Source organism: Vibrio anguillarum, assembly GCF_003390515.1.
Taxonomy (GTDB): domain Bacteria; phylum Pseudomonadota; class Gammaproteobacteria; order Enterobacterales; family Vibrionaceae; genus Vibrio; species Vibrio anguillarum.
In genome coordinates this window covers 840,762-856,533 of sequence record NZ_CP031479.1, presented here as the reverse complement: position 1 = coordinate 856,533, position 15,772 = coordinate 840,762, and the positions used below count along the sequence as shown (strand labels likewise).

Sequence of the window (15,772 nt, the reverse complement as noted above, 5' to 3'; positions counted from 1 at the left end):
TCTTTTGCGCGCTTTCTACTGCTAGGCTACTTTCTACTTTTTTATTTTGCTACTTCCACGTTACGAGCCAAACCGTTATCCCGGGTGGCCATCGACTCTCGGCGTAAGTAACATCGTGCCGAATTTCCACACAAACAGAGTAAAAGCCAATATCCAGAGTGCGGCGCTGATATTCACCATCAAAAAGAGTTGTGCTGGGAAAAACGCCACACCGAGGCTGCGTACCAATGCCGACATCATCAAAGCCGCAAACGCAATACTCATTTTAGGCCCTTGATAAATCGCCCTGCCGGTATGCCCCATGGTCACGCGTGCAATCATCGATAAAATCAAGCCTGAGATGGCTCCAATGGCAAAGAGATGGATCAGGTTATGAGTGACATATACATCATCAATTAACCCGCGCAGTAATAAGCTCAAAGGAATACAGGCATACGCGGCGTGCAGCGACCAAACCAGAGGCTCACTCAATGTTAGCCATGGTTTCCAACGCATCCAACGTACCCACTGCGCTAACCCAGCCAGTAACATGATAGGCTGACCAATCTGCACCATCGTCAGCGGGAAGAAACTCAAAATAAACAAGGCCGCAATGGGTGCATTGGCTAACCAATCGAGCCATACCCATGGCTGTGCTTTTTCAAAGTTAAAACGCCTTGCGCTGAAGAAAGGGATCACGCGTGCTCCCATGACTGATAGCAACAATGTGAACCACCACAACATAGCCTGCCATACCGCCGCTGAGCTAAAGGGCGGCATTCCTTTAATGGTGGCATAACTCGCAAAGTTCGCGCCGATCGCTAAAATAAACAGCGGCACAAAAAAGAGATTTTTCCAGCCTTTCGCTTGCACTACTCGGCAGCCAATTTCATAGGCTGAAGCGGCCAAAAAAAGCGCTTCGGCAGAAGAGATGACCCACAAAGGTGTCGGCGTCCACAATAAGATTCGAGGCGCTAGCCACAAGGCGACTAACACGGCTAAGCGATAATGTTTCGTGCCATTAATGCCAGTCCAGTTCTGTACGGCAGTCAATAGAAAACCGACCACAATTGCCATAGCAAAACCAAACAGCATTTCATGTACATGCCACCACAGCGCAGGAACTTGTAATGCCGATGGTTGACCTGTTTGAAACATCCAGACCCATAACGTCACCGCTAAAACGGCATATACGCTACCAAGTAGGAAAAAGGGACGAAAACCAAGGCGCAACCAAGCGGGTATGCGTTGTTCTACTTTTATATCGGTAATATTGAGCACTGTGACCTCTTACGGCGGTGGTGGATATCATGACAGACGACCAACACCACAAGCACAATTCAAGCCAATAAAAATACCCAATAAAAACAATAAAATAAGAAATATCACTCAAAAAAAGAGTCATAACAACTCAAGAAAAACAGTCATTATGACTCAATGAATTCACTTAAACTCTATCCTAACCCGTAGTTACACACATAGCACTGCGGTTCGAGCTAATCACCACACAAGCCGTCTGTTTTTGTTTACCAAAACCGATGATTTGTGACAGCGCTTTTTTGCCGACCGGAATGAAGGCCGAAGCCATCGCATCCGCTTCTGTTTCCGCATGTGGATCGTGAATGAAGAAGAATTTATCGCTCATACCACTGAGTACGATCCAATGCGGCTCTTTCTTACCATCGAAACGATAAGTGCTGATGAGTAGCAGCACACATGCCCCTTCCGTCACCCACGCTTCTAGTTGCTCTTGACTCGGTGGTGCATCAATCATCGCCACATCTTGATGACTAAGCTGCTCACAAAAATCAAGATGAACCAATTCGATAACTTGTTTTTTATTGGCATCTCGCACGCTATCAATAAAAGGCGTGCTTTTGGATTGGCTCCACAGCTCCACATGATAACCGCGTCGACTAGCAGCCAGTGCCAACCCTTGGCCGCTGCACCCACCGTGCCCTGCCGCCATAAAAATCGTTGTTGCTTCTCGCCACAGTTGCAGCTCAGCGGTGCGACTCGGCTCAAACGATTTAGACAAGCAAGAAAAGCTCATCAGCAAGCATGCCGCACCGCAAGTAAATGGCGTAGTCTGAACATAAAGTGGCATCGGTAACTGCACCTTAGGCCCTTGTGGCGACAAGCGTTTTTGCATCCGGCGTCCATTACACAAATCATCGTAATAATGGATAAGAAATTTCAGGGTTTTATAGCCCATTTTTTCATATAAATTTATCGCTGCCGTATTGTCTTCACGCACTTCTAATCGTAATGTAGTGGCACCTTGATCAAGAGCAGCACGCTCGCATTGCTCGACCAAATTTTGAGCAATCCTCCGGCCTCTGAAATCAGGTTTTACGGCAATCGAATACAACCTTGATAGCTGTGTACCTTGATGAAATAGTAGCAATGCATATCCAGCCAGCTCTGTGCCGGCATCGGCCACAAACAACACCGCTTGGTTGGAATGTAAAAAACGCTTCATTTGACGTGGAGAGATTTTATCTCCGTCAAACAGCTGTTGTTCTAACGCATTAAGAGCAGTGAGATCAGCACTTTTCGCAAGACGAAAGTCCATACGACGTCCTTAAGTGGTTGGCAAGATTGCGGCTCAATATTATTCCTATTGATTAAGGAAAAGAATAGCAATGGCAAACCTTTTGATCGTGACCGACCAGTCCAGTGACTGGCAACAATATTTCCCCTCAGAGCAAGTGGTAAGTGTAGACCAATACCTCAACAGTAATGGCACCCATACTCATCGCAGCCTGCAAGTGGTCAACCTGTGTCGCGATTATGGCTACATGAGCAGCGGCTATTACTGCTCGCTGATGGCAGAGGCACGCGGCCACCGCGTTATCCCTCGAGTGATGGCGATCAACGACATCAATCAACCCTTTTTACTCTCTTCTGGCTTATTGAAACTCAATAAACTGTGCGCCCAAACCGATTTTATACAGTGCAAAATTTATTTTGGCCGCACCGCAGAAAAAGGCTTGGATAAACTGGCTCGCCGCCTGTTTGAACAGTTTATGGTGCCCGTTATTGAGTTGGAAATGAACCGCGTTCAAGGGCAGTGGCAAATCAGCAAAATTGGCCCTTTCCCATTCCAAGATTTGAACGACCAAGAGCAAGATTTCTTCGTCGAATCATTAGAACTGTTTTCAACCAAAGTTTGGCGTAAACCGAAGCAAGAGAAAAAGTACCGTTACGATATTGCCATGCTGGTGGACGAAGAAGAGAAAATGCCACCTTCTGATCCCTCAGCATTAAAACGTTTTCGCCGCGCCGCAAACCGTTTAGGGGTTAACCTAGAAACCATTTCACCGGATGACTTATCGCGTTTGGGTGAATTTGATGGCTTGTTTATTCGCGCCACCACGAACATCAGTAATTACACTTACCGCTTTGCAAAAACGGCTGAGAAAATGGGCTTGGTGGTGATGGATGATTCTGAATCGATCATGAAATGCACCAATAAAGTGTTCTTAACTGAGTTGTTGCAACGCAATAAAGTGCCTGCGCCAAAAGGCGTGATTTTGCAAAGTTTTGATGAGCAATGGAAAAGCAATGTCATGCAGGAGTTGAGCTTTCCCATGGTATTAAAAATTCCAGATGGCGCATTTTCACGTGGCGTGGTCAAAGTACGCGACGAGCAAGAGCTGGAACGCGAAGCTGGCGCACTGTTTGAAAAAAGTGCTCTGATTTTGGCACAAGCCTTCATGCCAACTGACTTTGACTGGCGCATCGGTGTAATGAACCGCCAAGCCATCTTCGCCTGCAAATACATGATGAGCCGCGGCCACTGGCAAATTTATCAACACCACAACAGTGGCCGAGTCTCTTCTGGCGGCTTTGAAACCTTGGATTTAAAACAAGTACCTAAAAACGTGGTTGATGTTGCCTTAAAAGCGTCAAACCTTATCGGCAGTGGCCTGTACGGCGTTGACTTGAAAGAGATTGATGGCCAAGTTTATGTAATTGAAGTGAATGATAACCCTAGTATTGATCACCAAGTTGAGGATGCGTTTTTAGGCGATCTTCTTTACGATAGGATCATGACTGAGTTTCTGCGCCGTATTCAAATGCGCGGCTTCTGATCTCAATTGGTATAATCTACTGCTCCTCAATGCTGAGTCATTGAGGAGCAAGTGATAAGGATATTCATGGAATTTTTGATCGACCAGTGGCATTTTTCTGCATCCGCTCCGCAGCAAAAACTCAATAGTGCTTCACTGATTGAAGCTGGGAATTGGTATCACTGCCAACGCGATATTCCCGGTTTAAAAGAGTGGTTGCTGCAGTATCAGATCCCCACTTCAATTGTCGACAGCCTCTTAGCAGAGGACACTCGCCCACTGTTTGAGCAATACGATGATGATAACTTTTTACTGATTTTGCGTGGCGTCAACATGAACGACAACGCAAACCCAGAAGATATGTTGAGCGTGCGCATTCTCTATTTCAATGGCGCGCTGTTTTCAACCCGAAAAATCCCATCAAAAGCCGTCAATGTAATCCGTGACTTACTGCAGGCCGGGCAAGGCCCGCAAACCCTTTCAGATGTACTCGTGCAGATCATTGATGGTTTAAACAAAAACATCGATAACTACTTAAACAGCATTGAAGCGAAAATCACCCAATACGATAACGAAATTGAACTCAGTGACGAGCTGATGCAGACGCATAAAGCGCTGCTCAAAATCAAACGTTTTATCAAACCTCAGCAATACGCCATCGATGATTTCAGTGATTCCAAAGTCTCGCTGGCAAATGATAAAAACTTGCGTCTGCGCCACAGCGTTAACACCATCACGCGCATTAATGAAACCCTCGATTTTTACCTTGGAGAGCTCGAACTGATCAAAGGAGAATTGCGTCAATATCATGCAGAGAAGATGAACCAAAACACCTATTTATTCTCGGTGATTGCGGCGATCTTTCTACCAACAAGCTTTTTAACTGGCTTACTTGGGGTTAATGTCGGCGGTATTCCCGGCACTGAATCCCCCGTTGCTTTTGCTCTCTTTTGCATCGCACTGGTTGGTATTTTTGGTTTAGAGTTTTGGATTTTGCATCGGTTACGTTTTTTCAATAAGGAGTCGTAATTCACTGATGATGTATATTTTTGGTTATGGCAGCTTGATCAACTCCGCTTCTCGCCAGTTAACAGGGCAAACAGGAAGAGCGATTCCCGTGGTCGCGCATGGTTTAGTTCGTTACTGGGGAAAAATTGATGAGAGCTACATATTGTCACCTTTGGTGGTGAATGAAGGACAAGGGCAAGTCAACGGCGTACTACTGGAGATCGATGAAACCGCTTTGGCAGAATTTGACCGTCGAGAACGTGGTTATGAGCGAGTGCCCCTCAACACCAATCAAATCGAGAGTGATGACGCTTTTAACCTCCAATGGCCGATTTGGGTTTATGTCAAAGAGGCACCAGAGCCTCCCTGCGAGCGAAGCCCTATCGTACAAACCTATGTCGATACCGTGCTGGCTGGTTGTTTAGAGTTTTCAGAAACCTTTGCGCGCCATTTTATTGAGCACACGGTAGGCTGGCAACATCCGCTGATTAACGATCGCCTCGCGCCGAAATACGGTAATTTAGCAGGGGTAGAACCCTGTCATCATGCGATCATTGATGAGCTGATGGCTACGGTCCGTTAGCGCCTTAGCTTTTATTCCAATTTTAAACGTTTACATTAATCAGAAGCCTTGATTTACCTGTATAGAAAGTCGTAATTATCACATTGATTGCATTGTTCGTTTGCCTTATTTACACCACCATTGTTAAATACAGCGAGCAATAGCAAGAGGTGTAATATGGCTACCATAAAAGATGTAGCTCGCGAAGCCGGTGTGTCAGTGGCAACGGTTTCACGAGTCATCAATAAATCCCCTAAAGCGAGTAAAACATCGATTGAAGCGGTCACCGCCGCAATGAGTTTACTTGGCTATCGGCCTAACGCCGCCGCACGAGCTTTAGTCAGCCAAAGTACCGACACCATAGGCGTGCTAGTCAGCGACGTTTCCGATCCTTTTTTTGGCATGCTCGTGAAAGCGGTCGATAATGTGGCTCATGACAATGGCAAGCATTTGTTGATTGGCAATGGTTATCACCGTGCTGAAGAAGAGCGCCAAGCGATTGAACTGCTGATCAACAGCCGTTGTGACGCTTTGGTGATTCACTCGAAAGGTTTATCGGATCAAGAATTGATCGACTACGCTGCCGAAGTGAAATCGATGGTATTGATCAACCGTCATATCCCGCAACTGGCTAACCGCTGCATCTCATTGGATAACTACAAAGGTGCTTATTTGGCGACTGAGTTTTTGATCCGCCACGGTCATAAAAAAATCGCTTGTATTGGCTCTTCTCATTCGATTGAAGACGCTACAGATCGCGTAGCTGGTTATCAAGCCGCGTTGAAAGATCACGGTATTGAGATCGCTCCTAATTACATCGAGTTGGCCGAACCACACAGCGAAGGTGGCGAGCAAGCGATGACTCACTTGCTGATCCGTTCGATCGACATGACAGCCGTGGTCGCCTACAACGATAATATGGCAGCGGGCGCGTTAAATGTGCTTGAGGAGAATGGTGTAAAAAGCCCTGAGCAAATTTCAGTGATCGGCTTTGATGATGCGTTGATCGCACGCTATATTCGCCCAAGGCTGACCACCATCCGCTACCCAATCGAGATGATGGCTGAAAAAGCCGCTAAACTGGCACTCCAATTAGCCCGTGGCGAAACGATAGAAAAAGAACCGATGATTTTCTCACCGACTTTGGTGCGTCGAGATTCGGTAGAAAAAATCTGACGCACTCAGGTTACACTTTCACTCGCCACTTTGGGCATCAATACTCAACATCTAAGCGATGTACCCACCTTAAACGTCAAATTGGTAAATGGTGGTATGAGTATATTCTTGCCCTGGCAGAGTAATACAGCTGGGTTGCTGCCATTCGGCATGATTGGGAGCATCCGGCAAGTATTGAGTTTCTAATGCGACCCCCGCATAGCCTTGATAAACCCCACCGCGCCGATTGGGCGTCCCCGATAACCAATTTCCACTATAAAGTTGTATGGCAGGCTTAGTCGTAAATACGCTCATAGTTACCTTTGCATCTGGTGATTTCAGTTGCGCGGCGCACACGGTTAAATCAGCTTTATCAAGCAATAAATAACTGTGGTCATACCCTTTGCTTGCTTGTTGCTGCTCATCTTTGAGTAAGTCACGACCTATTGATTTTGCAACGCGAAAATCAAAGCCCGTGTCGATGACAGATTTTGGCCCTGACAATGGGATTCCATGTGGATCTGTGGGTAAAAATTGATCGGCTTTTATAGAAAGTGAATGATCTAAAATCGTATGATCACTCTCTGCGCCTAGCAAATTAAAATAGGCATGGTTGGTTAAATTAAGCGGCGTTGGTTTATCTGTGGTCGCTAAATAGCGGAGGATCAATTGATTCTGATCGTTCAGTTCATAGCTCACGGCAATGTCAACATTACCGGGAAAACCTTGGTCACCATCCGATGAATGGATTGAAAACGTCACTTGTTGAGCACTTTTGTGAGCAATAGTCCAACGACGCTGATCTAACCCTTCAAGACCGCCATGCAAACTATTTCCAGCTTGGTTGGTCGTCACTTGATAGCGTTGATCATTTAATTCAAATTGGCCTTTAGCGATCCGGTTGGCATAACGTCCCACAGTGACGCCCATATAGCTTTGTTGTTTCTGGAAGTCGCTCATGGTGGAAACACCCAGCAGAACTTCTCTGCGTTCCCCATCCTTAAGCGCCAACTCACAACTGAGCCATGTTGCGCCAATATCCATTAATACTACGCGGCTACCAATGCGGTTAGTCAAACTGACAAGTTGTGCCGGGTGGCCATCATAGGCTACTTGCTGAGTCATAGTGTGAACAAGTGAAGATGTGCAGCAAGCCTCCACTAGACCAGCGCCCTCTTTTGCTTGGCAGACGTAAATCGACGCTTTGAGGCCAGTCGCCACTTCATATTTCTCATCGACAGCCGCTTTCACTGCATCAACCAATGTCGGTGGGACAAGTGCCACAATACAGCCACCAAAGCCGCCCCCAGTCATACGCACACCGCCTTGGTCACCAATCACCTCTTTGATGATATCAACCAAGGTATCAATCTCTTTGACCGTAATTTCAAAATCATCACGCATCGATACGTGTGATTGAGCCATCAGCTCGCCCATGCGCTTCATGTCGTGGGCGCGCAGCGCTTGGGCCGCTTCAACAGTACGCTCATTTTCAGTAATGATGTGACGAGCACGTTTAGCCACCAACTCATCAAGCTCAGAAACTTTTTGGTTAAACTGTTCAATGCTTACATCACGCAGCGCTTTGACGCCAAAAATACGCGCAGCCTCTTCACACTGCTGACGGCGGGTGTTGTATTCGCTATCCACCAAGCCGCGTTTTTTATTGGAGTTGACGATCACGACGGCCATCTCTTCTGGCATTGAAACCGCTTGTGTTTCTAAGCTACGGCAATCTAAAAGTAGCGCGTGGTTTTCACGACCTTGCGCCGAAATCATTTGATCCATAATACCGCAATTACAGCCGACAAATTCGTTCTCGGCCTGTTGGCCATTTAGTGCGATTTCCGCTTGAGAAATATCCAGTTGATAAAGTTCTTTAAAAGTTTGACCGAGCACGACCTCAAGCGCAGCCGAAGAGCTAAGCCCCGCTCCCTGTGGAACATTACCGCTGACAGTAATATCCGCCCCGGTAAACGAGTACCCACGCGCAAGCAAACATTTCACCACGCCGCGAATGTAGTTCGCCCACATTTTGTCTTGTTGGAAAGTAATCTCTTGGGTGAGGTCAAACTCATCAAGTACATTGCCATAATCAACAGACACGATGCGGACTAAATTATCTTCACGCTTGGCCGCCGCTACCACGGTTTGGTAGTTAATTGCGCAGGGGAGCACAAAACCGTCGTTATAGTCGGTGTGCTCACCAATCAAATTTACACGGCCTGGCGCTTGGATGATATGGCTAGGCGCGTAGCCCAACACTTGCTCAAAAGACGCTTTCACATTTTGGATTAAATCAAACATTTGCATTCCTAAACTCATAAACTGGTTTTCATTTCTCATTAACCACTTAGCGCTATGAAAAAAACTTTGTTAAGCCCAAGTCGTTGGAGGCGCAGTGAGGTGATAAGTAAATTCAGCCAATGAACATAGATTACCTATGTTCTTAGGGTGCGTTTACGCAGCAACAAAGCTACAACTTCACAGATGACGTTACTGCTCTTTGTAGTGAACATCACTTAGCTCACGCAGACGCTGCGCCGCTTGTTCTGCGGTTAAATCTCGTTGGCTTTCAGCCAACATTTCATAACCCACCATAAACTTACGAATCGAGGCACTGCGCAACAGTGGTGGGTAGAACAGTGCATGCAGTTGCCAATGGTCAATGTTCGTACCCTCTTCAAAGAAAGGCGCGTAATGCCAGCCCATAGAATAAGGGAAAGAACATTGGAACAGGTTGTCGTAACGGCTGGTCAGTTTTTTAATCGCAACGGCGAGATCGTCACGTTGCGCATCACTCAACTCACTCATGCGACGGATATGCGTTTTTGGCAGCAACATGGTTTCAAATGGCCATGCAGCCCAGTAAGGCACAACAGCCACCCAATGCTCTGTTTCCAGCACAATGCGTGAGCCATCTTTCAGCTCAGCTTGCACATAATCCACCAGCAGGTTACTACCCTGTTGTTGGTAATACGCTTTTAGGTTGTGCTCCTTGCGTTCAATTTCATTGGGTAAGAAGCTATTAGCCCAAATTTGGCCGTGTGGGTGAGGCTGGGAACAACCCATGGTTTCGCCTTTGTTCTCAAATGCTTGCACCCAAACGTACTCTTTACCTAACTCTTCGATTTGATCGTTCCACGTATCAATCACGCTGCGAATGTTGCCCACGGGTAACTCTGGCAGAGTTTTGCTGTGATCTGGAGAGAAACAAATCACTCGGCTCAAACCACGCACACCTTGAGTTTTGAATAGAGGGCTATCGGACTCCGGTGCATCTGGTGAATCTACCATCAGTGCTGCGAAGTCGTTGTTGAATACGTATGTACTTTGGTAGTCTGGGTTGACATCACCAGAGATACGCTCGTTTGTCGGGCAAAGAAAACACTTCTCATCATAACTTGGCAGTTCATCTACCGCTGGCTTTTCATCAGCCCCGCTCCAAGGGCGTTTAGCGCGATGTGGTGAGACTAAAATCCACTGCCCCGTGAGTGGGTTGTAGCGACGATGTGGATGATCCACTGGGTTAAATTCAACATTCGACATATTGCTTACTCAATTATGCTATTTGATAGTCCGACGCGTCACGCCGGATAAAACTAGTACCCTTGCGGGTTATTGGATTGCCAATGCCATGTATCAGCAGCCATTTCATCGATACTGCGCGTCGCCTTCCAAGCCAGATCTCGCTCCGCTTTTGTGGTACTAGCCCAACACTCGGCAATATCACCCGAGCGTCGTGAGCAAATCTCATAAGCAATAGGAACACCACTTGCTTGAGCAAAGGCTGAAACTATCTCTAACACACTCGATCCGTTACCCGATCCAAGGTTGTAAATATGCCTTCCCGCTTTCATCGCAACCGTATTTAAAGCGGCCAAATGGCCATCGGCTAGATCCATAACATGAATGTAATCACGCACACCCGTACCATCCGGTGTGGGGTAGTCGCTACCAAATATGGATAACTTCTCGCGGCGACCTACCGCAACTTGGGCAATAAACGGCATCAGATTATTCGGCACACCTTGCGGGTCTTCGCCCATAGTGCCAGAAGGGTGAGCCCCCACAGGGTTGAAGTAACGCAGTAAGGTCACGCTCCAATCTGGCTCAGCAACCACTAAATCCGACAGGCACTGCTCAACCATATATTTGCTACGACCGTAAGGATTGGTGGTTGATCCGGTTGGAGAATCTTCAGTTATCGGCACGATTTCAGGATCGCCATACACTGTCGCCGATGAACTGAATACAATACTTTTCACTCCAGCTTTACGCATACTGCGCGCTAGCACCAACGAACCATTGACGTTATTGTCATAATATTCGAGCGGTTTTATCACGGATTCACCGACAGCTTTTAAACCTGCAAAATGAATCACAGCATCAATATTATGTTCAGCAAATACCTTATCGAGAAAGGCCTCATCACGGATATCACCATGATAAAACACGGGCGTTTTATCTGTCAGTGCATGGATACGGCTTAATACTTCAATCTTCGCGTTAGATAAGTTGTCAACGATAATGGGGTCGATACCCGCTTGTATCATTTGTACACAGGTATGACTTCCGATATAGCCCATGCCGCCCGTCACTAATACTTTCACCATACTCTCCTATTGGGATACCGATAGAGGTTGATTCTCGCTTTTGAAAAAGTCTAACAGCCTTACTCGCTTTCAATCTGTGATCAAAACACCACAATGTAAACGTTTCCACAAAAACTCTAAAACAATTCCCTTCACTTAACTGATTTTATTTAAATTACGTATACAATACGCACAGGTAGGCTCTAGTGAGATATTTTGCAGCCCACCACCTTGCACCATCATCTTCTCTAGTTCGACTTACCTTGCTGAGTTTTAGCCCATGACCCAAAGCCGTGTAGAACTGAATAACCGAATGAATATCGTCACTTTGACTTGGCCGATCTTTATTGAGATTTTATTACGGACGGCGATTAACACCAGTGATGTATTTATGCTGAGTAGTTATTCAGACAAGGCTGTATCAGCGGTTGGGGTTATCACTCAAATCAATTTTTTCTTGCTGATTGTCTCAATGATGGTCAGCAGTGGTACAGGGATCCTAATTGGGCAATACAATGGCTCTGGCCGCCAAAGTGAATCGGCACATGTTGGGGTGGCCAGTTTACTGCTTGGATTAATCATTGGCTCATCGCTCAGTTTAGCCGCTTATTTGAGCGCTAATTCAGTCATGAATGCCTACGGCTTAGAAGCGCAGGTCGCACAATATGGCTATGAATATCTGGTTATCAGTGGCAGCTTTACAGTAAACGTTACCATCGGCATTGTACTGGCGACGATTTTGCGCAGTAACGGCTACTCCAAAGCGCCGATGTTCATTAATTTATTTGCCGGATTATTGAATATAATCGGTAACTATATTGCTATTTTTCAACCCTTTGGACTGCCCGTCTACGGTGTACAAGGGGTTGCGATATCAACAGTGTTCAGCCAAATTGTCAGCACTATTTTGCTGTACTACACCGTTAAGTACTACCACATATCACTACCGGTGAAAGAGTGGAAAATCATCCCGAAGCCGCTATACCAGAAGATCATCAAGATCGGCATGATGAATGCGGGAGAGATTCTTTCCTATAACATGATGCAACTGACGGTGATTTTTTTCGTTGTAAAAATGGGCACGGCTTCACTGGCCGCGTTTACTTATGCGCAAAATATTGCCCGTCTCGCCTTTGCATTCTCAGTGGCTCTTGGGCAAGCCGGGCAAATTCAAACTAGCTACTACATTGGTAAAGGTTGGGTGGATGAGATTCTGACTAAAGTACAACAATATTTTGTGGTTGGCTTTCTCGTCTCCAGCACATTGACGATCTCAATTTATCTACTGCGCGCTGACATCATCGCCCTCTTCACTTCTGATCCTGAGATAACGGCCTTGGTCGCAGGGTTAATTGCTGGCTCCATTGCAATGGAAGCTGGGCGCACGTTTAACCTAATTTTTATTGCCGCACTCAAAGGCGCAGGAGACATTCGCTTTCCAGTGCAGATGGGCATATTAAGCATGTGGACTTTTGGCGCAGGTTTAACTTACTTATTTGGCTTACATTGGGGATGGGGAGTTATGGGTGCATGGGTGGCCATTTCGGTGGATGAATGGTTTAGAGGCATCATCATGTTTAGGCGTTGGAGATCTAAGGCTTGGACTAAGTTTAAACTCAGTTAACCCATGCCTGTCTGTTTATCGTTTTTCTGCGGTTTACAAATGGTTAAGGATTAAATTTGAATCTGCTCAAACATCCTTTTAAAGTAGCGAAACAACGTCTCTTTAAGAGTGCTTATGCACATGTTTACTATTTTCAAAACTTTTTTTCTGCTTGGGTGGATAAGCTTTGGTGGGCCAGCCGCTCACATTGGTTATTTCCGCAATACATTCGTTGAAAAATTAAAATGGATTGAAGATAAAGAATACGCACAGATCGTTGCCTTAAGTCAGTTTTTGCCAGGGCCAGGTTCAAGCCAAGTTGGGTTTGCACTAGGATACCATCGTGGTGGCTTATTGGGTGGATGCGCCGCTTTTGCTGGTTTTACACTCCCTTCGGTTTTGATCATGGTTGCCCTTGCCATCGCCAGCAGCCAATTACTACAAACCCCCTTATTTCAAAACGTGATTCACGGCTTAAAACTGCTAGCCGTTGTGGTTGTCGCGGATGCCACATGGGGAATGTATAAAAACTTCTGTAAGAATCGCTTAACCGTTGGGTTGTGTGTGGCCACCGCTGTGATGCTGATTGTTGCACCCAGTATTGGAACGCAAATCGGAGTTCTCATTGCGGCAGCGCTGATCGGAGTGAAATGGCTCCCTAGTCAAGATTTAGCCACTGAACGTTCATTTGTCCCCGCTTTCATCCCTTTCGCTCTCTTTATTGGCTTACTGGTCGGTTTACCTTTTGCCGCCCACTTGATGCCTAAAATCGCTCTATTTAACCACTTTTATCAAGCAGGTAGCTTAGTGTTTGGCGGTGGGCATGTCGTGCTTCCATTGCTGCAAAATTTAGTTGGCGACGCACTTGACCCGGATCTGTTTTTAACAGGATATGCCGCAGCACAAGCGGTTCCTGGTCCAATGTTTACCTTCGCCACTTACATTGGTTACGCCCTACTACCACAAGCGCCAATCTTAGGCGCAACGCTGGCGACCATTGCCGTCTTTTTGCCGGGTTTTTTGTTACTGCTCGGCGTGCTTAAAAATTGGCAAGCCTTAGCAAACTATCGATCAGTATCAGGAGCAATCAACGGTGTTAACGCCGCCGTCGTTGGTTTACTACTCTCAGCCTTATATCACCCTGTATTTACAAGCTCGGTCAGCAATCATCTAGATATGGCGATCGTTCTGATCGGTTTTTACCTACTAAAACAGCTCAAACTGCCTATTGTCTGGCTGGTTATATTCTTTATGCTCAGTGGTATTGCACTTGGATTAAACTGAAACTGGCCATACGCCTTGTGACTAAAAATGGCGTCAAATAGCCGTATTTATCTAGTGACCCAGCGTCATCCAACGGCTTTCCAGTACCACCTCATATTGCTTGGTTATATAACCCATTTTTTAGTTAAATTTCACGCACGCATCGCTTATCTGTTCTAAACTTATCAATTAGAAGAGCTTCTCCATTTCAACCTTGGAGACCCTGTAGCGCAGAGGAACACGCGATGGATACGCATAGCAAAGGTTGCGAGCACGCCTATTTTCCACATGTTGGTCCACTCAATAAGCAACTGGCTAACATACACCAACGAATGCAAGTCAAAGTCCCAGAGATTGACCGTATCTCTTTTGCGCTATACGACCATCACCATGACAATTTGAAAACCTACGCCGACAGCACCTTTCACGGGGGCGAGCTTATACATTACGAGTTTCCACTTGCTGAGCTTCCAGTCCTTAAGCAATGCGCACAAAACGGCCAGAGTCGTAGCGTTGAAAATATCCCAATCCAATTGAAGCCAGACTATCCTCATACTCGCTGGCTAATTGAGCAAGGTTATTGTTCATCACTGGCGATTCCGACTTACCACCAGCAAGCATTTATTGGCTTTATTTTCCTCAACTCGTGTCAAAGCCATTTGTTTACCGAACAGGTAAGGCAGAATGTAGAACCTTTTATTGAGATGATTCGCTTTGCAGTTTGCTCTGAATACGATTTAGTCCACACTATTTTAGAGACTGTAAATTTGACTCAAGCGCGCTCCCCAGAGCATCAACTGGAATCGAAAGAGCATAAAGAACGTATTAGCTGTTATGCCAAAGTCATCGCTACTGAGGTTGCTGACATTTATCAACTGGATGATGAAACCATTGATAACATTATCCAGTTTTCGCGCTATCACGACATAGGCAAACTTGCCCTACCGACAAGCTTATTACTTAACCCAAATACATTAGATAAACCAGAGCGCGCTCAACTGTATAGCCACATAGAAAAAGGGATTGAAATCATTAATCAAATTATTGATGACATAGGTACACCTGATCACCCTTGCATATCCATATTAAAAGAGATCGTCGCTTATCATCATGAGTTTTTGGATGGCAGTGGCTATCCTTACGGCCTAATGCAAGACAATATCCCGATATCGGCACGCATTATTGCTGTTGCCAACGTCTTTGATGCCTTAACAAGCCATCGTCCATACAAACAAGCTTGGTCTGTTCCTTTTGCCCTTCTCGAACTGGAAAAAATGGTCGTGAGCGGCAAGCTTGATAAACACTGTGTCAATGCCCTTCGCTATCATCAAGATTACTTAAAACATGTGATTGATATTCACCCAGAAATCGACCCGAAGGATAGATTCAACTGAACAGAAATAAACGTCACTCTGAGTTAATAGTGTCAAAATAAGAAAGTGAATCCAGCGCTCAACTTTAACGTTTAGTAACTACAATCTTCTTTTACCTAACCATTCCACCATGCTAAGGTTAACAAAACATTAACATA

At 45.9% G+C, this 15,772-nt stretch carries 12 protein-coding genes and 1 pseudogene; 7 read left to right on the top strand and 6 right to left on the bottom strand.

The window, feature by feature from the left end; translation table 11 throughout:
* Nucleotides 1-75: 75 nt before the first annotated feature.
* Both DD616_RS07940 and DD616_RS07935 read right to left on the bottom strand, forming a co-directional pair.
* Nucleotides 76-1,260, bottom strand: coding sequence for an NnrS family protein (locus DD616_RS07940; RefSeq protein WP_105977224.1), 1,185 nt, complete (start codon nucleotides 1,258-1,260; stop codon nucleotides 76-78).
* Between the two features lie 178 nt (nucleotides 1,261-1,438).
* Nucleotides 1,439-2,554, bottom strand: coding sequence for a GNAT family N-acetyltransferase/peptidase C39 family protein (locus DD616_RS07935; protein ID WP_094163626.1), 1,116 nt, complete (start codon nucleotides 2,552-2,554; stop codon nucleotides 1,439-1,441).
* Nucleotides 2,555-2,624: 70 nt separating this feature from the next.
* Between DD616_RS07935 and DD616_RS07930 the strand changes: the two genes are divergently transcribed.
* From DD616_RS07930 to DD616_RS07915, 4 genes are all read left to right on the top strand, one after another.
* Nucleotides 2,625-4,076: a RimK family ATP-grasp domain-containing protein gene (locus DD616_RS07930; protein WP_017046561.1), complete on the top strand. Its 1,452-nt coding sequence runs from the start codon at nucleotides 2,625-2,627 to the stop codon at nucleotides 4,074-4,076.
* Between the two features lie 66 nt (nucleotides 4,077-4,142).
* The gene (locus DD616_RS07925) at nucleotides 4,143-5,084 is read left to right on the top strand and encodes a zinc transporter ZntB (protein WP_017046560.1); all 942 of its coding nucleotides are present in this window, start codon (nucleotides 4,143-4,145) and stop codon (nucleotides 5,082-5,084) included.
* Nucleotides 5,085-5,094: 10 nt separating this feature from the next.
* Nucleotides 5,095-5,646 (top strand): gamma-glutamylcyclotransferase family protein, encoded by a 552-nt coding sequence (locus DD616_RS07920; RefSeq protein ID WP_208872314.1) that lies wholly within the window; start codon nucleotides 5,095-5,097, stop codon nucleotides 5,644-5,646.
* 156 nt (nucleotides 5,647-5,802) lie between these two features.
* Nucleotides 5,803-6,801 carry a substrate-binding domain-containing protein gene (locus tag DD616_RS07915; RefSeq protein WP_026027964.1) on the top strand — a complete coding sequence of 333 codons (999 nt, stop codon included), beginning with the start codon at nucleotides 5,803-5,805 and terminating at the stop codon, nucleotides 6,799-6,801.
* A gap of 69 nt (nucleotides 6,802-6,870) precedes the next feature.
* Here DD616_RS07915 and galM read toward each other — a convergent pair whose 3' ends face one another.
* From galM to galE, 4 genes and pseudogenes are all read right to left on the bottom strand, one after another.
* Complete coding sequence (galM, locus tag DD616_RS17330) at nucleotides 6,871-7,905, bottom strand: galactose-1-epimerase (protein ID WP_231140423.1); 1,035 nt, start codon at nucleotides 7,903-7,905, stop codon at nucleotides 6,871-6,873.
* 30 nt (nucleotides 7,906-7,935) lie between these two features.
* Nucleotides 7,936-9,087: pseudogene (gene galK / locus DD616_RS17325) on the bottom strand (galactokinase); the annotation flags it as partial.
* 189 nt (nucleotides 9,088-9,276) lie between these two features.
* Complete coding sequence (locus DD616_RS07905) at nucleotides 9,277-10,329, bottom strand: UDP-glucose--hexose-1-phosphate uridylyltransferase (protein WP_094129809.1); 1,053 nt, start codon at nucleotides 10,327-10,329, stop codon at nucleotides 9,277-9,279.
* Nucleotides 10,330-10,382: 53 nt separating this feature from the next.
* Nucleotides 10,383-11,396, bottom strand: a complete 1,014-nt coding sequence (gene galE, locus DD616_RS07900) for a UDP-glucose 4-epimerase GalE (RefSeq protein ID WP_094129812.1) — start codon at nucleotides 11,394-11,396, stop codon at nucleotides 10,383-10,385.
* Between the two features lie 292 nt (nucleotides 11,397-11,688).
* Here galE and DD616_RS07895 point away from each other — a divergent pair, with 292 nt between their 5' ends.
* The 3 genes from DD616_RS07895 (at nucleotide 11,689) to DD616_RS07885 (ending at nucleotide 15,635) form a co-directional block, all read left to right on the top strand.
* On the top strand, nucleotides 11,689-12,999 hold the full coding sequence (locus DD616_RS07895) for an MATE family efflux transporter (protein WP_017050437.1): 1,311 nt from the start codon (nucleotides 11,689-11,691) through the stop codon (nucleotides 12,997-12,999).
* 114 nt (nucleotides 13,000-13,113) lie between these two features.
* The gene (chrA, locus tag DD616_RS07890; RefSeq protein ID WP_208872151.1) at nucleotides 13,114-14,262 is read left to right on the top strand and encodes a chromate efflux transporter; all 1,149 of its coding nucleotides are present in this window, start codon (nucleotides 13,114-13,116) and stop codon (nucleotides 14,260-14,262) included.
* Between the two features lie 224 nt (nucleotides 14,263-14,486).
* Nucleotides 14,487-15,635: an HD-GYP domain-containing protein gene (locus DD616_RS07885; protein ID WP_088721265.1), complete on the top strand. Its 1,149-nt coding sequence runs from the start codon at nucleotides 14,487-14,489 to the stop codon at nucleotides 15,633-15,635.
* The last annotated feature ends 137 nt before the right edge of the window (nucleotides 15,636-15,772 follow it).